At 55.3% G+C, this 20947-nt stretch carries 20 protein-coding genes and 1 tRNA gene; 10 read left to right on the forward strand and 11 right to left on the reverse strand.

The annotated features are described in order from the left end of the window. Positions 1 to 80: 80 nt before the first annotated feature. From APU02_RS03955 to yejF, 4 genes are read left to right on the forward strand one after another with little or no spacing between them, the layout of a single operon-like run. Positions 81 to 1895 (forward strand): extracellular solute-binding protein, encoded by a 1815-nt coding sequence (locus APU02_RS03955; RefSeq protein ID WP_060569331.1) that lies wholly within the window; start codon positions 81 to 83, stop codon positions 1893 to 1895. Further along, positions 1896 to 2990, forward strand: coding sequence for a microcin C ABC transporter permease YejB (locus APU02_RS03960; protein ID WP_060569332.1), 1095 nt, complete (start codon positions 1896 to 1898; stop codon positions 2988 to 2990). Next, positions 2990 to 4015, forward strand: coding sequence for an ABC transporter permease (locus APU02_RS03965; RefSeq protein WP_060569333.1), 1026 nt, complete (start codon positions 2990 to 2992; stop codon positions 4013 to 4015). The genes APU02_RS03960 and APU02_RS03965 overlap by 1 nt, the downstream gene beginning before the upstream one ends. Position 4016: 1 nt before the next feature. After that, on the forward strand, positions 4017 to 5606 hold the full coding sequence (gene yejF / locus APU02_RS03970) for a microcin C ABC transporter ATP-binding protein YejF (protein ID WP_060569334.1): 1590 nt from the start codon (positions 4017 to 4019) through the stop codon (positions 5604 to 5606). Between the two features lie 3 nt (positions 5607 to 5609). On the opposite strand, the gene APU02_RS03975 is transcribed toward yejF, so the two are convergent. The 3 genes from APU02_RS03975 to rsuA form a co-directional block, all read right to left on the reverse strand. Further along, positions 5610 to 5954 (reverse strand): YejG family protein, encoded by a 345-nt coding sequence (locus tag APU02_RS03975; protein WP_042284574.1) that lies wholly within the window; start codon positions 5952 to 5954, stop codon positions 5610 to 5612. Between the two features lie 331 nt (positions 5955 to 6285). Then, positions 6286 to 7476: a Bcr/CflA family multidrug efflux MFS transporter gene (locus tag APU02_RS03980; protein ID WP_060569335.1), complete on the reverse strand. Its 1191-nt coding sequence runs from the start codon at positions 7474 to 7476 to the stop codon at positions 6286 to 6288. A gap of 32 nt (positions 7477 to 7508) precedes the next feature. Then, positions 7509 to 8204 (reverse strand): 16S rRNA pseudouridine(516) synthase RsuA, encoded by a 696-nt coding sequence (gene rsuA / locus APU02_RS03985; RefSeq protein ID WP_060569336.1) that lies wholly within the window; start codon positions 8202 to 8204, stop codon positions 7509 to 7511. A gap of 150 nt (positions 8205 to 8354) precedes the next feature. On the opposite strand from rsuA, the gene APU02_RS03990 reads away from it, so the two are divergent. Then, the gene (locus APU02_RS03990; RefSeq protein WP_060569337.1) at positions 8355 to 10115 is read left to right on the forward strand and encodes a DEAD/DEAH box helicase; all 1761 of its coding nucleotides are present in this window, start codon (positions 8355 to 8357) and stop codon (positions 10113 to 10115) included. Between the two features lie 124 nt (positions 10116 to 10239). Then, positions 10240 to 10524: a 50S ribosomal protein L25 gene (rplY, locus tag APU02_RS03995; protein WP_042284586.1), complete on the forward strand. Its 285-nt coding sequence runs from the start codon at positions 10240 to 10242 to the stop codon at positions 10522 to 10524. 52 nt (positions 10525 to 10576) lie between these two features. Here the strand turns inward: rplY and yejK are convergent, their stop codons facing one another. Then, a complete protein-coding gene (yejK, locus tag APU02_RS04000) occupies positions 10577 to 11584 on the reverse strand; it encodes a nucleoid-associated protein YejK (RefSeq protein ID WP_060569338.1) in 1008 nt (335 codons plus the stop codon). 181 nt (positions 11585 to 11765) lie between these two features. Between yejK and APU02_RS04005 the strand changes: the two genes are divergently transcribed. The 4 genes from APU02_RS04005 to APU02_RS26655 all read left to right on the forward strand — a co-directional run bounded on the left by APU02_RS04005 (position 11766) and on the right by APU02_RS26655 (position 14565). Beyond that, positions 11766 to 11993, forward strand: a complete 228-nt coding sequence (locus APU02_RS04005; RefSeq protein ID WP_042284592.1) for a YejL family protein — start codon at positions 11766 to 11768, stop codon at positions 11991 to 11993. 30 nt (positions 11994 to 12023) lie between these two features. Then, a complete protein-coding gene (yejM, locus tag APU02_RS04010; protein ID WP_060569339.1) occupies positions 12024 to 13784 on the forward strand; it encodes an LPS biosynthesis-modulating metalloenzyme YejM in 1761 nt (586 codons plus the stop codon). A 73-nt stretch (positions 13785 to 13857) separates the two neighbouring features. Then, positions 13858 to 13934, forward strand: a tRNA-Pro gene (locus APU02_RS04015). Between the two features lie 244 nt (positions 13935 to 14178). Further along, positions 14179 to 14565 (forward strand): integrase arm-type DNA-binding domain-containing protein, encoded by a 387-nt coding sequence (locus tag APU02_RS26655; RefSeq protein WP_192841973.1) that lies wholly within the window; start codon positions 14179 to 14181, stop codon positions 14563 to 14565. Here the strand turns inward: APU02_RS26655 and APU02_RS26660 are convergent. From APU02_RS26660 to tssF, 7 genes are all read right to left on the reverse strand, one after another. Then, entirely contained in the window at positions 14501 to 14947 is a 447-nt protein-coding gene (locus tag APU02_RS26660; RefSeq protein WP_192841974.1) for a hypothetical protein, read from the reverse strand. The two genes, APU02_RS26655 and APU02_RS26660, sit on opposite strands and share 65 nt — an antisense overlap. Before the next feature lie 281 nt (positions 14948 to 15228). Further along, the gene (locus tag APU02_RS04020; RefSeq protein WP_060569340.1) at positions 15229 to 16611 is read right to left on the reverse strand and encodes a VasL domain-containing protein; all 1383 of its coding nucleotides are present in this window, start codon (positions 16609 to 16611) and stop codon (positions 15229 to 15231) included. A 42-nt stretch (positions 16612 to 16653) separates the two neighbouring features. Further along, the gene (locus APU02_RS04025; protein ID WP_060569341.1) at positions 16654 to 17127 is read right to left on the reverse strand and encodes a hypothetical protein; all 474 of its coding nucleotides are present in this window, start codon (positions 17125 to 17127) and stop codon (positions 16654 to 16656) included. Positions 17128 to 17149: 22 nt separating this feature from the next. Then, the gene (gene tssE, locus APU02_RS04030) at positions 17150 to 17602 is read right to left on the reverse strand and encodes a type VI secretion system baseplate subunit TssE (protein ID WP_060569342.1); all 453 of its coding nucleotides are present in this window, start codon (positions 17600 to 17602) and stop codon (positions 17150 to 17152) included. Beyond that, positions 17595 to 18131 (reverse strand): type VI secretion system lipoprotein TssJ, encoded by a 537-nt coding sequence (gene tssJ / locus APU02_RS04035; protein ID WP_192841975.1) that lies wholly within the window; start codon positions 18129 to 18131, stop codon positions 17595 to 17597. The genes tssE and tssJ overlap by 8 nt, the downstream gene beginning before the upstream one ends. Further along, positions 18112 to 19215, reverse strand: coding sequence for a type VI secretion system baseplate subunit TssG (gene tssG / locus APU02_RS04040; protein WP_060569344.1), 1104 nt, complete (start codon positions 19213 to 19215; stop codon positions 18112 to 18114). The genes tssJ and tssG overlap by 20 nt, the downstream gene beginning before the upstream one ends. After that, positions 19170 to 20933 carry a type VI secretion system baseplate subunit TssF gene (tssF, locus tag APU02_RS04045; protein ID WP_060569345.1) on the reverse strand — a complete coding sequence of 588 codons (1764 nt, stop codon included), beginning with the start codon at positions 20931 to 20933 and terminating at the stop codon, positions 19170 to 19172. The genes tssG and tssF overlap by 46 nt, the downstream gene beginning before the upstream one ends. Between the last annotated feature and the right edge of the window lie 14 nt (positions 20934 to 20947).

A 20947-nucleotide genomic window follows, 5' to 3' on the forward strand; every position in this document is an offset into this window, starting at 1 on the left:
GGATTCACAATACGCACAGCCTGCCCTATTATTCCCTTGCCTGCGCTGGCAGGCAGTCACGATAAGGAATCCCGTTGCAAATGATCGTTCGCGTATTGCTGCTGATTGTTCTGTCATTGGCCTTTAGCATCCAGGCCCAGACAATTAAAGAGAGCTATGCTTTTTCCGTTCTGGGCGAGCCACGATACGCCTTTAATTTCGATCATTTTGATTACGTTAATCCGGCCGCGCCGAAAGGGGGACAGATCACCCTTTCCGCCATCGGCACCTTTGACAATTTCAATCGTTATGCCCTGCGCGGCAACCCCGGCGCGCGTACCGAGCAGCTTTACGACACGCTGTTCACCACGTCGGATGATGAGCCAGGCAGCTACTACCCTTTAATTGCCGAGAGCGCACGCTATGCCGACGACTATTCCTGGGTGGAAGTGACGATTAACCCGCGCGCCCGCTTTCACGACGGCACCCCCATTACGGCAAAAGACGTCGCCTTTACCTTCCACAAGTTTATGACCGAAGGCGTTCCTCAGTTCCGCCTGGTTTACAAAGGCACGACCGTTAAAGCCATTGCGCCGCTGACCGTGCGGATGGTGTTAGCGAAGCCAGGTAAAGAAGATATGCTCAGCCTGTTCTCGCTGCCGGTGATGCCGGCGTCTTACTGGAAAGATCATAAGCTCAGCGATCCATTATCGACGCCGCCGTTAAGCAGCGGACCTTACCGCATCAGCCAGTGGAAAATGGGTCAATACATTGTTTATACGCGGGTGAAAGAGTACTGGGCGGCTAACCTGCCGGTGAATCGCGGGCGCTGGAATTTTGATACTATCCGCTACGACTATTATCTCGACGACAATGTGGCTTTCGAAGCGTTTAAAGCCGGAGCATTTGACCTGCGTCTGGAAGGCGACGCGAAAAACTGGGCGACGCGTTACGTGGGAAAAAACTTTGATAAACAGTACATCGTCAAAGACGAGCAGAAGAATGAATCAGCGCAGGACACGCGCTGGCTGGCGTTTAATATCCAGCGTCCGGTGTTCAGCGACCGCCGCGTCCGCGAAGCCATCACGCTGGCCTTTGATTTTGAATGGATGAATAAAGCGCTGTTTTACAACGCCTGGAGCCGGGCAAACAGCTATTTCCAGAATACCGAGTATGCGGCCAGAGCGTATCCCGACGCGGACGAACTGGTGCTGCTCGCGCCAATGAAAAAGGATCTGCCACCGGAGATCTTTAGCCAGATCTATCAGCCCCCCGTTTCCAAAGGCGACGGCTACGATCGAGAGAATCTGCTGAAAGCGGACGCGCTCCTGAAAGAGGCGGGCTGGGTATTGAAAGGCCAGCAGCGGGTTAACAACGCGACCGGGAAACCGCTCATCTTTGAACTGCTCATCTCCGCAGGCAGCAACAGTCAGTGGGTTTTACCGTTCCAGCATAATCTTCAGCGCCTGGGCATCACGATGAATATTCGCCAGGTCGATAATTCCCAAATCACCAACCGTATGCGTAGCCGCGACTACGATATGATGCCGCGACTGTGGCGGGCGATGCCGTGGCCAAGTTCCGATCTGCAAATCTCATGGGCCTCTGAATACATTGACTCCAGTTATAATGCGCCCGGCGTAAAGAGTCCGGTAATTGATCGCCTGATCGCGCAAATCATCGCCGCGCAGGGAAACAAAGAAAAACTTATTCCACTTGGTCGCGCGCTGGACCGGGTGCTGACATGGAATTACTACATGCTGCCAATGTGGTATATGGCGGAAGACAGACTGGCCTGGTGGGATAAGTTCTCCCGTCCCGCCATCCGCCCCATATATACTTTGGGCCTGGATACCTGGTGGTATGACGTGAATCGCGCGGCAAAACTGCCCGCCTCCAGACAACAGGGAGAGTAAATGGGCGCCTATCTGATTCGCCGGCTGCTGCTGGTTATCCCGACGCTGTGGGCCATTATCACCATTAACTTTTTTATCGTGCAGATCGCCCCTGGCGGTCCGGTCGACCAGGCGATTGCCGCCATTGAGTTTGGCCAGGCTGGGGCGCTCCCTGGCGCGGGGAGCGAGGGCGTTCGGGCCAGCCATGCGCAAACCGGCATCGGCAATATCAGTGACAGTCACTACCGGGGTGGCCGCGGGCTCGACCCGGTAGTTATCGCTGAAATCACCCAACGCTACGGCTTTGATAAACCCCTGCATGAACGCTATTTCACCATGCTCTGGAACTATCTCCGCTTCGATTTTGGCGACAGCCTGTTTCGCAGCGCTTCCGTGCTGACGCTCATTAAAGACAGTTTGCCGGTTTCGGTGACGCTTGGGTTGTGGAGCACGCTGATCATATATCTGGTCTCCATTCCGCTGGGGATCCGCAAAGCGGTACATAACGGCAGCCGCTTTGACGTCTGGAGTAGCGCGTTCATTATCATCGGCTACGCCATTCCGGCGTTTCTTTTCGCCATTTTGCTGATCGTGTTCTTTGCCGGCGGCAGCTACTACGATCTGTTTCCACTGCGTGGGCTGGTCTCGGCGAATTTCGACACCCTGCCCTGGTATCAGAAGATAACCGACTATCTGTGGCACATTACCCTGCCGGTACTGGCCACGGTGATTGGCGGCTTTGCCGCGCTTACCATGCTGACAAAAAATTCATTTCTTGATGAAGTCCGCAAACAGTACGTGGTCACCGCCAGGGCAAAAGGGGTGAGCGAAAAAAACATTCTCTGGAAGCATGTTTTCCGTAATGCCATGCTGCTGGTGATTGCCGGCTTTCCCGCCACCTTCATCAGCATGTTTTTTACCGGCTCGCTGCTGATTGAAGTGATGTTTTCACTGAATGGTCTGGGACTCTTAGGCTACGAGGCCACGGTGTCCCGCGACTATCCGGTGATGTTCGGCACGCTGTACATCTTCACCCTGATTGGCCTGCTGCTGAATATCCTTAGCGATATCAGCTATACGCTGGTCGATCCGCGTATTGATTTTGAGGGACGCTAATGGCGCGTTTAAGCCCCGTGAATCAGGCCCGCTGGGCGCGTTTTCGTCACCACCGCCGCGGCTACTGGTCGTTATGGATCTTTCTTGTCCTGTTTGCGCTGAGCCTGTGCGCTGAACTGGTGGCGAATGATAAGCCGCTATTGGTGCGCTATGACGGAAGCTGGTACTTCCCGCTGGTCAAAAACTACAGCGAGAGTGATTTCGGCGGGCCGCTGGCGACAAAAGCGGACTACCAGGACCCATGGCTGAAGCAACAACTGGAACATCGCGGGTGGATCCTCTGGGCGCCCGTTCGCTTTGGCGCAAACAGCATTAACTTCGCCACCGACACCCCCTTCCCTTCGCCACCGTCGGCGCAAAACTGGTTGGGTACAGACGCTAATGGCGGAGACGTGCTGGCGCGCATCCTCTACGGCACCCGTATCTCTATTCTGTTTGGCCTGATGCTGACCTTGTGCTCAAGCGTAATGGGTGTGTTGGCCGGTGCGCTACAGGGCTATTACGGCGGAAAAGTCGACCTGTGGGGACAGCGGTTTATCGAAGTCTGGTCGGGGATGCCGACGCTGTTTCTGATCATACTGCTTTCAAGCGTCGTACAGCCTAACTTCTGGTGGCTGTTAGCGATTACGGTGCTGTTTGGCTGGATGAGCCTGGTGGGCGTGGTGCGCGCAGAGTTTTTACGTACCCGTAATTTCGACTACATTCGCGCTGCCCAGGCGCTAGGCGTCAGCGACCGCAGTATTATTTTCCGCCACATGCTGCCCAACGCGATGGTGGCCACGCTAACGTTTTTGCCGTTCATTTTGTGCAGTTCCATCACCACCCTGACCTCGCTGGACTTTCTCGGCTTCGGTTTACCGCTGGGATCGCCTTCGTTGGGCGAGCTACTTTTGCAGGGCAAAAATAATCTCCAGGCGCCCTGGCTTGGGATCACCGCCTTTTTGTCGGTGGCGATTTTACTCTCGCTGCTGATCTTCATCGGTGAGGCCGTCCGTGATGCCTTCGATCCGAATAAGGCGATATAACATGACGCAACCGTTACTGTCGATTGACAATCTGACCGTTGGCTTTCGCCGCGAGGAGAACGTTCGCACCGTGGTGAACGACGTTTCGCTGACGGTGAACGCCGGTGAAACGCTGGCGCTGGTGGGCGAATCCGGGTCCGGCAAGAGCGTGACGGCGCTGTCCATTCTTCGCCTGTTACCCTCCCCCCCGACGGTTTATCTTTCCGGCGACATCCGCTTTCACGGCGAGTCTCTCCTTCACGCCAACGAAAAGACGCTGCGCGGCGTGCGCGGCAACCGGATCGCGATGATTTTTCAGGAGCCGATGGTTTCGCTGAACCCGTTGCATAATCTGGAAAAACAGCTTTATGAAGTGCTGTCATTGCACCGCGGTATGCGCCGGGAAGCTGCCCGCGCCGAGATCTTAAGCTGTCTCGACCGCGTCGGCATTCGCCAGGCGGCAAAGCGGCTGGGTGATTACCCGCATCAACTTTCCGGCGGCGAACGCCAGCGCGTGATGATCGCGATGGCGCTGCTGACGCGACCGGAGCTGCTGATTGCCGACGAGCCGACCACCGCGCTGGATGTTTCGGTCCAGGCGCAGATCCTGCAACTGCTGCGCGAACTGCAGCACGAACTGAGTATGGGGATGTTGTTTATCACCCATAACCTGAGCATTGTGAAAAAGCTCGCCGACAGCGTGGCGGTGATGCAAAACGGTCGCTGCGTTGAGCAGAACCGCGCGGACATCCTGCTTAACGCGCCAGTGCATCCTTACACACAAACCTTGCTCAACAGTGAACCAGTGGGGGATCCCGTCCCGTTGCCCGCTGAACGGTCTCCGTTGCTGATAGTCGACGATCTGCGGGTTTCGTTTCCGATCCGCAAAGGGGTCCTCAAACGCGTGGTAGCCTGCAATAATGTGGTAAAAGGCGTCAGCTTTAGCCTGCGCCCGGGCGAAACGCTGGGACTGGTGGGCGAGTCAGGTTCAGGCAAAAGCACCACCGGCCTTGCGCTGCTGCGCCTGATTTCTTCGCAGGGCAGCATTGAGTTTGACGGTCAGCAGTTGCAGTTTCTAAAGCGTCGCGAGCTGTTGCCGGTGCGGCATCGCATTCAGGTAGTGTTTCAGGATCCGAACTCCTCGCTGAATCCCCGTCTCAACGTGCTGCAAATCATTGAAGAAGGATTGCGCGTCCACCAGCCTGCCCTGTCTGCCGACCAGCGTGAGCAACAGGTGATGACGGTAATGGCCGAGGTGGGGCTGGACGCGGAGACGCGTCACCGTTATCCGGCAGAATTTTCCGGCGGTCAGCGTCAGCGTATTGCGATAGCCCGCGCGCTGATACTGAAACCATCGCTGATCATTCTTGATGAGCCGACCTCGTCTCTTGACCGCACCGTACAGGCGCAAATTCTCGCGCTGCTGAAATCGCTACAGGCAAAACATCGCCTGGCCTATATTTTTATCAGCCACGATCTGCACGTCGTTCGCGCGTTATGCCATCAGGTAATTGTGCTGAGACAGGGAGAGGTTGTGGAGCAGGGGCAATGCGAGCACGTCTTTAGCGCGCCGCAGCAGGCGTATACGCGTCAGCTTCTCGCGCTAAGCTGACGCTCAAAACGGATTGTTGTTGGAGAACGGTTCGGCAATCGCCACGCCGAAGTTTTTCAGGCGGCAGGTTGCGGCAAACTCATCCTGGCGATTCACGAACAGGCACGGCTCGCCTTCACATTCCAGTACCGAACATGGCACTTCGATATCGCTGAGCGCCTGACTCAGTTTATGCATGACCGGCCATGCGCTGTCGCCATCCGGGCTCAGCAGTTTGAGCGCCACCAGGCTATTCTCGACGGCCTGGCCATTTTGCGGAATCGGTTCAACTTTCGAACCTGCAAAACCCGCAGACCAACGATAGTTCTGTGGCAAGCGATGTACGATTGAGAGCTGTAATGATGTCACTTTCTTTCCCCGGAAGTACAATTACTTCACAATTTATTTACATCCATATTAACACATCATTGACAATCCGTCCTTAAACAGATGCACAATGTTGCGATCCTTGTCCCGCCCGGCCTGTTTGGCTTTTGTGAAATAAATTTTTGTGTCGGGACACATTCGCGGGCTATATGTACCCGTTTCTGCGATCTAACTCAACCTTTTTAACTACAATGATGTGACTTTTTACATAAATTGATTTTACATAAAATAAACATATATCGGGGAAATGATGGATTTGTCGTTGACGTACATCAACAAAGGAAGCCAGCAGGCTTCCATGTTGTGTCTGCGATCACCGTTTTTTCGGACGGCTTGCATAGAGGTAAAACAAAATTGAACAGGTCGCACAAAACGCGATCGACCAAATCATCGGCCACGCCGAGTTAAACGTGGCCAGAGAGAGCAATGCGCCTACCACCGCGCCAATGCCAAAACGGAAGGTCCCCGCCAGCGACGACGCGGTTCCCGCCATGTGGGGAAACTCATCAAGAATAACCGCCATAGCGTTGGAAGAGATCATCGATACGCAGCCGACAAAGACAGCCACGCCCAGCACCAGCGACCAGAACCCGACCCCTGCCAGCGCGCTAACCACCATCCATACCGCCATTGCCAGTTGGATCCACAATCCCGTTCGGAACATATTCAGCGCGCCGATACGTCGCACGAAGCGGCTGTTAATGATCGTCATGATAAACAAAAAGACGATATTCAGAGCGAAGTAGTAGCCAAAGTGCTGCGGGGAGACGTGGTTAATCTCGATATAAACGAAAGGCCCGGCGCTCAGGAAGGAGAACATGCCGGCAAAGCTAAAGCCGCTCGCCAGCATATAGCTCAGCACACGCTTATGCCGAAACAGCGACGCAAAGTTGCCAATCGTGGTGCGAATATGAAACGGCTGGCGCTTTTCAACCGGTAGCGTCTCTTTGATCAACACCGCGATCATTACCGATGCCAGCACCGCCGCCACCGCGAGGATCCAGAAAATAGAATGCCAGCTCAACCACACCAGCACCCAACCGCCGATAATCGGCGCCATTAACGGGGCGATAGTGGTCACCAGCATCACAAAGGACATCATGCGGGAGAATTCATCTTTTGGATACATATCGCGCATCAGCGCGTTGATCACCACGCTGGCCGCGGCTGCCGCCAGACCGTGAAAGAAACGCATCACAATGAGCTGATCGATGGTTTGCGCCAGCGCACAGGCCACCGCCGCTGCCGCGAACACCAGCGTCCCGCCCAGGATCACCGGCTTGCGCCCCAGACTGTCCGCCATGGGTCCATACAGCAACTGACCCAGCGCAAAACCAAGGATATAGGTGCTCAGCGTCATCTGCGCGCTGCCCGCAGGCACGCCAAACTGTTCCGAGATCACCGGAAGCGCCGGAAGATACATGTCAATCGACAGTGGCATCAGCATGGCCAGCAGGCCGAGAATAAAGACGATGGCAATGGACGAACGCTGCCGGGTGGTCACAAATTAGCTCCTGAATATATCAATGCGGGGGCTTAACCCACGCTGGCAATTTCTTCTTCAGTCAAGGGGCGATACTCGCCTGGCGCAAGGTCAGCATCAAGGGCGATAGCGCCGATCCGCTCACGGTGCAGCGCCACCACATGATTACCGACCGCGGCGAACATGCGTTTCACCTGATGATAGCGCCCTTCGCTGATGGTCAGACGTACCTGGGTCGGCGTAATAATCTCAATCGTTGCCGGTTTCGTCAGATCTTTCTCGTTATGCAACTGCACGCCTTTGGCGAATTGATCCGCGGTGTCGTCGGCCACCGGCGATTCAAGGGTGACAAGGTACGTTTTTTCGCAATGATGGCGAGGAGAAGTGATGCGGTGCGACCATTGACCATCGTCGGTCATCAGCACCAGACCGGTAGTGTCTATGTCCAGCCGTCCTGCGGCATGTAACTTGTACGCAACCGGCTCATCGAGGAAGTAGAGTACGGTCGGATGATCCGGATCGTCTGTCGAGCAAACATAGCCCTGCGGTTTATTGAGCATGAAGTAACGGGGTCCGTGCTGCTGGACCAGCGTGTTGCCGTCATATTCAACATTGTGCTCCGGCAGCAGTTTGAACGCTGCGTTGCGGACAACCTCACCATCCACGGTAATACGGTTAGCGCGGATCTCACGCCCGGCAATAGCGCGGCTGACGCCGAGTTGCTGAGCGATAAATTTATCAAGTCGCATGAGTTTGATTTTGCCTGTAAAAATACGGGAAACGGGCAATGTGCCCGAAAGTGGCGTCGTTATTTGCCCAGTATAGCGGGCTAACAACATCCCTCAAGGGAAAACGATTCGTGGCATACTATACCCGAGTTCGTTACGCATTGTGAGACCATGATTTTTACACTTCGTCCCTACCAACAGGAAGCCGTGGACGCCACGCTCAACCATTTCCGCCGCCACGGTACGCCAGCGGTCATCGTCCTCCCTACCGGCGCGGGCAAAAGCCTGGTGATCGCCGAACTGGCCCGTGTCGCCAAAGGGCGCGTGCTGGTGCTGGCCCACGTCAAAGAACTGGTCGCGCAGAACCACGCTAAATACCGCGCGCTGGGGCTGGAGGCCGATATTTTCGCCGCCGGGCTGAAGCGCAAAGAGAGTCAGGGGAAAGTGGTGTTCGGCAGCGTACAATCCGTCGCGCGCAATCTTGACGCTTTCCAGGGCGAATTTTCGCTGTTGATCGTCGATGAATGCCATCGGATCGGCGACGATGAAGAAAGCCAGTATCAGCAAATTCTGGCCCACCTGACAGAAGTGAACCCTCACCTGCGCCTGCTGGGGCTGACCGCCACCCCGTTTCGCCTGGGTAAAGGCTGGATTTATCAGTTCCATTATCACGGCATGGTGCGCGGCAACGAAAAGGCGCTGTTTCGCGACTGCATTTATGAGTTACCGCTGCGCTATATGATCAAACACGGTTATCTGACGCCGCCGGAGCGTCTGGATATGCCTGTCGTACAGTATGACTTCAGCCGTCTGCAGGCGCAGAGCAACGGTCTGTTTAGCGAAGCCGACCTGAACCGCGAGCTAAAAAAGCAGCAGCGCATTACGCCGCATATCATCAGCCAGATCGTCGAATTTGCCCAACACCGTAAAGGCGTGATGATTTTCGCCGCCACCGTAGAGCACGCCAAAGAGATCGTCGGATTGCTGCCCGCTACGGACGCCGCACTGATTACCGGCGACACGCCAGGCGCGGATCGCGATGCGCTCATTGATGCTTTCAAAGCGCAGCGTTTTCGCTACCTGGTGAATGTTTCCGTCTTAACCACCGGTTTTGATGCGCCGCATGTCGATCTGATCGCCATTCTTCGCCCAACCGAGTCGGTCAGCCTGTACCAGCAGATCGTCGGGCGCGGTTTGCGCCTTGCGCCAGGAAAAACCGACTGCCTGATTCTGGATTACGCCGGAAACCCGCACGACCTGTATTCCCCGGAGGTTGGAAGTCCAAAAGGCAAAAGTGACAACGTGCCGGTGCAGGTGTTCTGCCCCGCCTGCGGATTCGCCAATACTTTCTGGGGGAAAACCACCGCAGACGGTACGCTGATCGAGCATTTTGGCCGCCGTTGCCAGGGCTGGTTCGAGGATGATGAAGGGCTTCGCGAACAGTGTGACTTCCGCTTTCGTTTCAAAAACTGCCCGCATTGCAACGCCGAAAACGATATCGCCGCCCGCCGCTGCCGCGAATGCGACGCCGTGCTGGTCGATCCCGACGATATGCTGAAGGCGGCGCTGAAACTGAAAGACGCGCTGGTGTTGCGCTGTAGCGGTATGGCCTTGCAGCACGGTCAGGATGAGAAAGGCGAGTGGCTGAAAATTACCTATTACGATGAGGATGGCGCGGACGTCAGCGAGCGCTTCCGCTTACAGACGCCTGCCCAGCGCACCGCCTTTGAGCAGCTGTTTATCCGTCCGCATACCCGCACGCCGGGCGTTCCGCTACGCTGGATCACCGCCGCGGATATCCTGGCGCAGCAGCCGCTGCTGCGCCACCCCGATTTTGTGGTCGCGCGGATGAAAGGCCAGTACTGGCAGGTGCGTGAAAAAGTGTTCGATTACGAAGGACGCTTTCGCCGGGCGCATGAATTGCGCGGTTAATCGTAGTTTTGATTGATGTGTCGGGCGTTTGAGTATAGAATCTCGCCCGCTTTTGCATACGCAAAGCAGATCACTTACCTGTTGCTGGGTCGCCTGTAGCAGGAATTATTAAAGAGAGATTTAAATGTTTACTATCAACGCTGAAGTACGTAAAGAGCAGGGTAAGGGTGCGAGCCGCCGCCTGCGTGCCGCTAACAAGTTCCCGGCGATCATCTACGGTGGCAAAGAAGCCCCGATCGCTATCGAACTGGACCACGATCAGGTTATGAACATGCAAGCTAAAGCTGAATTCTACAGCGAAGTTCTGACCATCGTTGTTGACGGTAAAGAAGTAAAAGTTAAAGCTCAGGCTGTACAGCGCCACGCGTTCAAGCCGAAGCTGACTCACATCGACTTCGTTCGCGCGTAATCGCCAACACGTCGAAGAGAAACCCCGCCGCGGCGGGGTTTTTTTATGTCTGTTAATTCCCACCCGATGTGCGGCGCTGCAACTGGTCGCGCAGGTTCGGCGGCGTACCTTTAATGGTCAGCGTATCGGTAGCCGGATCCCAGAAAATTCGCTCGCCTAATAACATCGCGTCAAAATTAATGGTCAACCCGCCGCCGCTGCCGGCATATTTGGTCAACTGGCGCAGGGTGCTGCGATCCGCCGGGAAACTCTCTTCCAGCGCGTAACCTTTTTCGGCGGTAAACTCGCTGAAGCTCACTTCACTGACGCCGGAAAGCTCTTTTGACAGCGACTCCAGCTCGATCTCTTCTCCGGCCTGCAGCTGTTCACTGCAGTAGCTGTAAACCTGCTGACGCACATTCTGGCGTTCGGCTTTGTCAAGCTGCGCCTCTGCGGTGAAGTCATCGACGGCCTGCAGCAGTCCGCGGTTTTGCGCTTTGGCGTTCAGCCCTTCGCTGGCGCCAAGAAAATCCATAAAGAAATCGGCGACTTTGCGCCCTACCCGCCCTTTCAGGAAGGTCAGATAACGGGTGGACTCCGGGTTGGTTTCCCATTCGGTGAGATCAATACGCGCCACAATATCCGCATGATTAATATCCAGATAGTGCGTCGGGTTGATATCCAGGTTTTCATTTACACGCATGCTGCTTAAATTGTTCAGCACCGCCACCAGCAGGTACTCTACCGCCAGATAGCGATAGTGGCAGAACAGGACGATACCGCCGTCCGCGAAAGGATACTTCGCTAACTCATCGCGTAAACGGCCGGTCGCCGCACGGCTAAAGGCGAGAAAATTCTCCTCCCCCTGACGCTGCAACCGCAGCGCTTGCGCCAGTTCACTTTCTTCGCTGAACAGGCCATACGCTTTATTTTTCGCGCTATAGACCCGGTGCAACTCGGCCACCATCTCAACAACGGTGTTTGTCGGTTCCAGTAATGAATCGCGCAAGACCAGCTCAAGGTTTTGCTCATCGCGTTTGATAAGCTGGTGCAGGGCAATCTGGTTGATATCCAGACTCATGATAAACTCTCCTTTAAGACCGGGCGGTATTCAACCACCACCCGCGAAGCGACGCAACAGAAGATGCCGCGCCGTTTTGCCTTTAGCACAGTAATGCGAATTATTTGCGGATAAAAAAGCGGAAAAAAAACTGCTGCTACGGTAATATGTTGCCCTTTCATGAACAAACTGATTTCGATTTATGCCACAAATCTCCCGCTACAGTGACGAACACGTTGAACAGATGCTCACCGAGATGCTCAACGTACTGGAAAAACATAAGGCGCCGACTGACCTTTCCCTGATGGTGTTGGGAAACATGGTCACTAACCTTATCAACACCAGCATTGCCCCGGCTCAGCGCCAGGCGATAGCCAACTCTTTTGCCCGCGCGTTGCAGTCTTCGATCAACGACGACAAAGCGCACTAAAGCCGACTTCGGGGAAACGAACGACACGTTATGGTAACTCATCGTCAGCGCTACCGTGAAAAAGTCTCCCAGATGGTTAGCTGGGGACACTGGTTTGCACTGTTCAATATTCTGCTGGCTATTGCGCTCGGCAGCCGTTACCTGTTTGTCGCCGACTGGCCGACAACGCTGGCCGGTCGCGTTTACTCGTATGTGAGTATCGTCGGGCATTTCAGCTTTCTGGTGTTTGCCGCCTATCTGCTGATCCTGTTCCCGTTGACGTTTATCGTCATGTCCCAGAGGCTGATGCGTTTCCTGTCAGCCATTCTGGCGACCGCCGGGATGACGCTGTTGTTGATCGACAGCGAAGTATTTACCCGTTTCCACTTGCATCTTAATCCCATCGTCTGGGAATTGGTGATTAACCCTGACCAGAATGAGATGGCGCGGGACTGGCAGCTAATGTTTATCAGCGTGCCCGTGATCCTGCTGATTGAAATGCTGTTCGCCACCTGGAGCTGGCAGAAGCTGCGCAGCCTGACGCGGCGCCGACATTTCGCCAGGCCGCTGGCCGCCTTCTTTTTCGTGTCGTTTATTGCCTCGCACGTGGTGTATATCTGGGCCGACGCGAATTTTTATCGCCCGATAACCATGCAGCGCGCCAACCTGCCGCTGTCTTATCCGATGACAGCGCGCCGTTTTCTGGAAAAACACGGCCTGCTGGACGCGCAGGAGTATCAGCGCCGTCTGGTTGAGCAGGGTAATCCGGAAGCCGTTTCCGTTCAGTATCCGCTGAGCGAATTGCGTTATCGCGACATGGGGACCGGACAAAACGTGCTGTTGATCACCGTCGACGGCCTGAACTATTCGCGTTATGAAAAGCAGATGCCAGCCCTTGCCGGATTTGCCGAACAAAACATTGCCTTCACGCGCCATATGAGTTCCGGCAACGCTACTGACAACGGTATCTTTGGCCTGTTCTACGGCGTCTCGCCGAGTTATATGGACGGCATTTTATCCACCCGCACGCCAGCCGCGCTGATCACGGCGCTCAATCAGCAGGGCTACCAGTTGGGACTGTTCTCCTCCGACGGTTTTACCAGTCCGCTGTATCGCCAGGCGCTGCTGTCAGACTTCTCAATGCCGAGCGTGCAAACGCAGTCCGACGAGCAAACCGCCAGCCAATGGATCAACTGGTTAGGGCGTTACGCCCAGGAAGATAACCGCTGGTTCTCGTGGGTTTCGTTTAACGGCACCAACGTGGATGAAGATAATCAAAAGAATTTTGTCCGCCGTTACGCCCGTGCCGCTGGTGATGTCGATAAACAGATAAACCGGGTACTCGGCGCCCTGCGCGAGTCCGGTAAACTGGACAACACGGTCGTCATTATCACTGCGGGTCGGGGTGTTCCGTTGAGCGAGGAACAGCGCAACTTCGACTGGTCGCGTGGACATCTGCAGGTACCGTTAATCATTCATTGGCCGGGCACCCCCGCCCAACGAATTAACAGCCTGACCGATCATACGGATGTGATGACCACGCTGATGCAGCGACTGCTGCACGTAAGCACCCCTGCCAATGAATATTCCCAGGGGCAGGATCTGTTTAACGCCAACCGTCGCCACTACTGGGTAACCGCAGCGGATGGCAATACGCTGGCGATCACCACGGCGGACATGACATTGGTGCTGAACAGTAATGGCAAGTATCAGACGTATGATTTACGCGGCGAGAAGATCAAAGATCAGAAGCCGCAGCTAAGCCTGCTGCTACAGGTCCTCACGGATGAGAAACGTTTTATCGCTAACTGATTTATAATTAATCAGTTAGCGGGATGTCCCCTTGCATTCGGTGTGGAAAGCGGTAGTATTAGCACCCACGAGTCGGCACGTAGCGCAGCCTGGTAGCGCACCGTCATGGGGTGTCGGGGGTCGGAGGTTCAAATCCTCTCGTGCCGACCAATCAAATTTTTGAACACATAACAGATGTACCTGTGTTCATTACCCCACGAAAAAACAGCGAGTGTAATCACTCGCTGTTTTTTATTGTTCGTAGTCGTTCATAGTTGTTCGCTTGCATCCGCAGTTTTCTGACATATCCTGTGGCTATTCGGCCAACGTGCTGAATTTAAAATAGCCAGGAAGTCGATTTTCCCTAATAAATTCATTTCATTATGGATATCACTCCACAGGGTTCTAAGCTCTGATGTTTTCGTTACCCCATCCTCATGCTCAGCAGCGCCGAACAATAAGCCTCGGTCCCTGGCCCGAGGTTTCTCTCGGTTACGCCCGCGAGATCCGCGATAAGGCCAGAGAGCTTTTAGTCCGGGAAATTGATGCGCAGGAACATAAAGAGGCCGAGCGGCTCGAACAGCAGCGCCTGAAAGAGAACACCTTCAAAAAAATTGCAGGTGACTGGTATAAGGTCAAATGCTCCAGAAACCTCACCCCGCATACGCTCCAGGACATCTGGAACTCACTCAACAGATATGTTTTCCCACATATCGGCGATCTGCCGATCCACGAAATCACCGCGCCAGTTTATCGCGGCGCTGGAGCCCACCCGCGCCGCGGACAAGCTGGAAACGGTTAAACGCATGACCCAGAGTATCAACGAAACCTTTCTCAATCAGGAACTTGCTCATGAATATTTCACACCATGAATGGCTGACCATCACGGAAGCAGAATCCATGCTTCCTGATTCGAGTGCACACGCAGTATTGCCATTTCCTGCTCGGTCCAGGGGTTCGCAGGCCTCTTCGCTTTTTTTTCCAGGATCCATGCCATAAGCCATCCGTCTTGCTCCCTCCGGACTCCTGCCAAGTATGGAAGCGATCTTACTGATGGGCATGATGCCGTGATGGTCTTTTAAAAACTGGCGTTCCTGATCGCTCCAGTTACTGACAGTCACTCCCAGATGACTGGCTTGTGAGTGAATTGCCTGCCTTGTTCTGCCGGGCAACAGTACCTGCATATACCCCGATCCCTTATGATAATGCAGACAGATCAGCGATAGTTCGTCTTCCGTCCAGGGCCGGGAACCCGGTTTATCCCCCCTCCGGATTTATACGCTATTCGTCTCACTGCACCAACGCTTCGCCCCAGTTTTATGGCGATTTCCTCTGTCGGAAGTTGCCCATAGGGACAGATGATTTCGCCTGTTTTGCGCTTTACCTGCCATCAGCTCGACACCTCAATTCGTTTCTTGCTCCCTGACAAACGCGATTTTTTGCTTAACGACGGAATGCGCTGGAATCATTGGCCCCCCGGGCCTGTTTCTGAATGAACATCCTCATACTGGTTCGAAAACTGTCCCAGTGTGTGGTTCAAAGAATCCAGATGACGTGAAGCCCGTTCAACATTGATCCCGTTCTTATTAACGTCCTCCTGCGATGTAACAAGTTGTCGCAGTTGCTCTTCGACCGGCACTGCACTGGCAAACGAACTGGTTATCTGCCAGACCATCGTCTTCAGCTCACTACCCGTCAGGTATTTCCCTTTCTGATGGTCCAGCGCATCAAGCTTTGCCGACAGCGCGTGAAGTTGTTTCATTCCCTCATGCCAGCCCTGCAACTGACTTGCCGGCAGCGTTCTGGCTACCTGATATTGCTCCCAGTGTTTTATCAGCTGACGGGTTGCCGGATCGTTCGGCCACAAGGCCTTTGCCTGCGAAACCAGTCCCTGACCATAGCGAAGCCGCCAGCCCGGCGACAAATTCATGATCCCGTTGACCTGATTCGTTATTCGCTCAAGCCACATGGCAGATTCTGTCCGGCTGTTATCCGTTTTCCTGAAAGCATCGATTTGCGGGGGAGTCATGGGTTCGGGCAGCCAGGCAACGGAGGCGGCCATGGATTTTGTGGCGTCATCCGGTCGATGCATAGCCTGCCATCCAAAAACGGTCGCTGCGCTCAGCACCATCGAGGTTGCCATGCCAGCCATAAAGGCTGGCCATCGTTTCGGCTTAACCGGTGGTGCTTCTGCCACCTGCACCTTTACTTCAGGATCTTTATGGATGACATAGACCAGCTGGCTGGCAGGTGGAGCCGCTTCACCCCCCCTCACCAGCACTTGTTCAGGCAAGGCCGTGTCCTGAGTTGTCTCCTCCTGCAGAGGACTGTTCTCCAGGCGACTTAAGGCACTGCGTATTTGCTGCAACAGAGGCCTCAGATTGCAGGCGTGCCTGAGTTCCTGACGCTTCAGAATGTCGTCCAGCGCCTGCAGGTGCCTTTCCGCCAGTTCAAGTGCGGTAAAGTCTGCCGGCGATAGTGACCAGGTCCGGAAAAGTTTCTGTAAGCGCTGAAAAAGGCCATTCAGGATCTCCGCCCGGGCGTTAACCGGCTGTGGCCAGAGTTGCGTCCATTGATGGCTCAGCAACGCAACCAGTATGTTGAGGCCTTCATTCATCCCCCTGACGCGGGTCAGATAGCTGCGGGCAAGGGTATACCACGCCCCTGTCTGCAGCTCCACGCCGTGAATCTCAAACAGGGAGAGCGACAGTGTTTCCACCTGCTTCCAGTCGACGTCCGGACGTGCCGGATGCGTCAGTTTATTCATCTCATCGCGCAGCGCCGCAAACTGAGGCAGTGAACGAGGATCGCCGCCGGTTCTCACCTGGCGTGGTTGTTCGTCATGCATGTTTTAGTTGTCCGTGGACTTCAAAGCGAGCCAGATTCAGGGTTACTCAGGAAGCAAAGAGACAATCATTGTAAAGAATGCCTCTTCATCAAACCGGGCAGGATTGCCGCCCTGCACGCCGGCCGGACACCAGGTCCAGTCATTCTGCCCGCCACTGCGCATAAACAGCCGGTACAGGGGCCGGATATTGGCCTCAGTATACAGGCAGACCTCCATGCAGCCGGTCACGCCCTGCCCGTACAGAAAAATGGGGGTAAACCGGATACTCCGCTGCGCGTAGCGCAGGGTAATACCCGGCACCGAAAACGCGCTCCCGCCAATCAGGAACTCAATCAGGGAAGTGGTTGTGGCTTCGGTGTGCATCTTCGTCCCGTTAAGCCACTCATCCATGGACGCCTGAAGCTGACTGATCCGCTCACGAAACGCCGCAATGTCCGCTTCTGCTTTCGTGTCAAAGGCTACATTACGGGGATGCTGGTCCTGCAGTTTTTTAAAAAATCGTGATTTTGCCGACATGCTTTTACTGTCCGTCAAAAGATTAGAGGCGGGTCTGAACATCAAGATATTGCTGCTGTTTGAGGTGGCGTATCAGCACGCAACCTTCGGGCATAAATTCCGTGCCGTAACGTACCAGGCCTATTCCCCTTAACTCGGCATCAATGGCGTAGCGCAGTTCGCCGGGAATAGCCTGCTCAAGCAGAACCACATCGATTTTCTTAAGCCGGGGCTCGTACTTAAGCAATACAGACGATAAGATCCCCATCAGTTCATGGGTCGTGCCCGGCATCCCCTGCAGAATTTTGATCATATCCGGCAACCCATAGTCCGGCAGGTGCGCCAGCGTACCGGCGCGGCAGTTAAGAATGCGCTGCATATTGTCGAGTACGGACAGAATCACCTGGTTCTGCTCACTGACCTGGTGCAGGTCAAGGCCTCCGGTAAAGTTGCCGTAAAGCGTTTCATACAGTGAAGGACAGGATGACTCACTCATCTTTCAGCGCCTTCAGGCTCAGCCGGTTGTTACCTGCCTCAATCACCCGGGCCTTGTCCGGATCGAGGTCGTCACGGCTCAGCACTACCCGCCAGGTATTGTTCACCTGGTCCGGCGACATAAACATGCCAGCCACCGCAACATACTGCGCAGTTTCCTCCATCGGCATATCCACCATCACCGACCCACCCGGCTGCAGACGAATATCTTTCTCCGCTACCAGGTCTGCCTGAATGGCCTGGCTGTCAGCCTTAAACAGTGACGGGTAGTCCGTCGTGTCGAAGGTTTTCCGGTCTTTGAGCTGGTAAATACGTACCACCGTCGACAGTGCCACGCCGCCTGCATTGCTGTTGACGGCCTCGCGGGCGCGAATATCCAGATGCAGGGTCTTTACCTGTTTATAAAAAATCGACCTGGTCACCGCAACGGTGCCGTCTGTCACTTTTTGCGTCAGCCCACAGCCCGTCAGCATCAGTGTGATACTGGCGGCCAGAGCAGCCAGAGGAAATTTACCAGCGGTAATCGCCATCTTCATCGGTCTCCCTGCGGTGAATATTTTCCTGGACCCGCTCATAGCGGCCAAGACTGATAGTTATGATTTTGGGGTGTACGACGGTATTCGCCGCATTCAGTGGGCGCATCACGGCGGTGCGACCCAGTTGCGCCGCACCAGCTTCAGGTTTACTGTTCATCGTCGCGTCAGGAAGCAGGCGACGGTCGACACACAGCTGTAAACGCACACTGAGACGCGACCCGAGATACACATGCAGCAGCGCCATTAAGTCTGTGTGCAGTTCACCACCGGGCAACCAGCCCTGTACCTCCGGCGGGCTGGTAGTGGTCAGACGCATCAGTACCTGGCTGTTCACATCGGTGGCATAGTTACCCATCACCGGACGGTTTGTCAGGGTGACAGGCTGGCTGACGCTCATGGTCAGAGGCTGCCTCAGCGGCACACGGCGTTTGTCATGATGCCAGATTTTTACCTGCGTGCCGGGTGCCAGCAGTCGCACTAGTGAGGCCATGCCTTCTGCAGTCCTCCCTGGCAGCATCATGACCGGCAGCAGCGCAAGAAAGCGTGAGGCTGGCGCTGCGATACTGTCTGTACAGCCGTCAATCCCGAGCCCGGCCAGCCCCAGCAAATACTGCGAGGTTGTGTCCTTACCGCCTTCCTCAAAGGTTGCCGGATACGAATATTTCCGCCAGATGCGGTAGTACTGGGCAATCAACCGGTGGTTGAAGATATCGAGAAAATCGGCGGTGGCTTCATACCCTTCCCGCCGCTGGGTAATGTCATCGATATAGTGCGTCGGCAGCGGCGATTCCACGCCGTAAAGCCCCATAAAGGTGATGCGGACCGTGGGAGGCAGATGCAGGTGCTCCGGTGGTTCAATCCCTTTGATTTCGGAGGCCGGGAAGCCCATCCCCGGGTGTGGCCGAAAACGTACCGGCTCATGACGTACCTGCCAGGTGCTGCCCGTAACCGGTTTGTCCGGCTGGCTCTGCTCCAGCAACTGACAGAAGCGGTAAAAGTTGATATATGACAGCCGGTCACCCAGCCGCTCTATCAGCCTGGCAGACGCGGACTGTGGTTCTCTTTCCACCGGATGCATTTTCCTTCTGGCTGAACGATGAGGGTGAGCTGGTTGAACTGGTTCATATCGGCATACAGCGCAAAAAACCGGTTAAGCATTTCACCGAACAGATGAATATCGCCCTCGCCGGTAAAACCATTGCTGTCGAGGGTCACTTCGATATCCAGCCCCCGAAGCAGGTAGCCCTGTTCAAAACGTTGAAGGCGATGGTGCTCTACATGCTGAATCGCCTCCAGACGTCGGGTGTTCAGTTCATCTTCCTGCCAGTTGTAGAGCGCAAGCGTCCCGCGCAGCACTTCGGCGGTACTCAGCATATTCAGGAATCCGGAGCCCAGGTGGCTCAGCACCCGCCAGTGAAAACGGTCTTCAGAAGGCGGATAGACTGGCAGCGTTGGTTTGCAGAGATTGCGTACTGAAAGTTGTGTACTGACCACCTGCTCACAGCGGTCCAGCAGCGTACTCTGTAGTGCACGGCGCGGCAGCTGGCCGTTGGTACCGGTGATTTGCAGCGATACGGCTTCACGCTCAAACAGGCGGTCATCTTCCCACTGGTGCCCCCCAAGGATAAGCCAGGTGTCATACAGCCCGGTCACGCTGCGCTTCACGCGGGTGTGGTAGTAACGGGGTGGTGCATGACGGCGCATCATCCCCCCCTTGTGCCTGAAGCTGCTGAACGGCACGTACTCAGCATCACCGGTGCGCTTTGAGCCAGTAACCGAATCCACCGAAAAAATCTCGGTGTGTCCGTCCTGCAGACGTTTAGGGCGCAGCAGGTACTCACTTTCAAGCCCGGTAATGGTGAGCGGGTCAGCTTCCAGTGTGAACAGGTTAATCACCGGCACACAGTGCAGACGAACCGCATCATCAGAGACCGGCAGGTCAGATGGCCATGGCGTATTGAACACTACTTCAATATCAAAATACTCGGCCCCCGCTGGCGGCGTGATGCCCTTAAGGCCGTTAAGGTAGACAAACATAAACTTGTCGCGGAAGGTGAAATACTCCAGCAGAAGCTGGTAGCCGCTGAACGCGGTATCGCCTTTCGGCCACAGGCAGTCTTCGTCACGAAAACCGCCCGGTGAGAAATATCCGTCAAGCCGGATACGGTCAGTCTGCCCGGGCAGGCGCATATAGAGGGCGGCCTGCCGTTTGGTCAACATCAGGTGCAGCTGGCTGCTGACGGGAGCGTCCGCCCCGAGATAAAGACTCAGGTGGCTGAGGTCCGCATGGGACCAGTCCGCCTGGGTGCTGCAGGCAAAACGCATCCGCAGCAACGAGCGCCCGTCCGGCTCAGTGGCCATGGTCACACCCGACACACTCAGGGGGTTGAGCATCACATCCTGCGTGGTGCGATAGCGGCAGACCGTGCTCTTCGGCCCCACCGGGCGGGAGTATACCTCCAGCCCCGCAGGCACCACTTCCGCCATTTTCATGGCATGCAGCGCCGGGGTGAACGCCACCACCGAAAGCGACGGAATGGTACGCAGGTAATGCGGCCAGAGCATACTGACCAGCCCCTCGGTGAGTTCCGGCAGGTCGTCGTCAATCTTTTCGCGCAGTCGCCCCATCGAGAAAGCAAAGCCTTCAAACAGGCGTTCGACATACGGGTCGGGAGTCCCGACTTTATCCAGGTCGAGCATCGCTGCACGATCGGGATGGGTCTGCGCGAACTCTTTTGCGGCTTCACGCAGGTAGCGCATTTCTGCATCAAAATAGCGCAGGGTTAAATCTTCCATAAAACACCTGTTTG

Origin of the sequence: Citrobacter sp. 50677481 (genome assembly GCF_001463265.1) — a bacterium.
GTDB classification, from domain to species: Bacteria; Pseudomonadota; Gammaproteobacteria; order Enterobacterales; family Enterobacteriaceae; genus Citrobacter_A; species Citrobacter_A sedlakii.

Coding starts and splice junctions, on each gene's coding strand:
- rsuA (WP_060569336.1), bottom strand. CDS start 8,204: ATGCGACTTGATAAATTTATCGCTCAGCAACTCGGCGTCAGCCGCGCT.
- APU02_RS03955 (WP_060569331.1), top strand. CDS start 81: ATGATCGTTCGCGTATTGCTGCTGATTGTTCTGTCATTGGCCTTTAGC.
- APU02_RS03960 (WP_060569332.1), top strand. CDS start 1,896: ATGGGCGCCTATCTGATTCGCCGGCTGCTGCTGGTTATCCCGACGCTG.
- APU02_RS03965 (WP_060569333.1), top strand. CDS start 2,990: ATGGCGCGTTTAAGCCCCGTGAATCAGGCCCGCTGGGCGCGTTTTCGT.
- APU02_RS04020 (WP_060569340.1), bottom strand. CDS start 16,611: ATGCATGACGAACAACCACGCCAGGTGAGAACCGGCGGCGATCCTCGT.
- APU02_RS04005 (WP_042284592.1), top strand. CDS start 11,766: ATGCCACAAATCTCCCGCTACAGTGACGAACACGTTGAACAGATGCTC.
- tssF (WP_060569345.1), bottom strand. CDS start 20,933: ATGGAAGATTTAACCCTGCGCTATTTTGATGCAGAAATGCGCTACCTG.
- tssJ (WP_192841975.1), bottom strand. CDS start 18,131: ATGGCGATTACCGCTGGTAAATTTCCTCTGGCTGCTCTGGCCGCCAGT.
- yejM (WP_060569339.1), top strand. CDS start 12,024: ATGGTAACTCATCGTCAGCGCTACCGTGAAAAAGTCTCCCAGATGGTT.
- tssE (WP_060569342.1), bottom strand. CDS start 17,602: ATGAGTGAGTCATCCTGTCCTTCACTGTATGAAACGCTTTACGGCAAC.
- rplY (WP_042284586.1), top strand. CDS start 10,240: ATGTTTACTATCAACGCTGAAGTACGTAAAGAGCAGGGTAAGGGTGCG.
- yejF (WP_060569334.1), top strand. CDS start 4,017: ATGACGCAACCGTTACTGTCGATTGACAATCTGACCGTTGGCTTTCGC.
- APU02_RS26655 (WP_192841973.1), top strand. CDS start 14,179: ATGTTTTCGTTACCCCATCCTCATGCTCAGCAGCGCCGAACAATAAGC.
- APU02_RS03990 (WP_060569337.1), top strand. CDS start 8,355: ATGATTTTTACACTTCGTCCCTACCAACAGGAAGCCGTGGACGCCACG.
- APU02_RS26660 (WP_192841974.1), bottom strand. CDS start 14,947: ATGCAGGTACTGTTGCCCGGCAGAACAAGGCAGGCAATTCACTCACAA.
- tssG (WP_060569344.1), bottom strand. CDS start 19,215: ATGCATCCGGTGGAAAGAGAACCACAGTCCGCGTCTGCCAGGCTGATA.
- APU02_RS04025 (WP_060569341.1), bottom strand. CDS start 17,127: ATGTCGGCAAAATCACGATTTTTTAAAAAACTGCAGGACCAGCATCCC.
- yejK (WP_060569338.1), bottom strand. CDS start 11,584: ATGAGTCTGGATATCAACCAGATTGCCCTGCACCAGCTTATCAAACGC.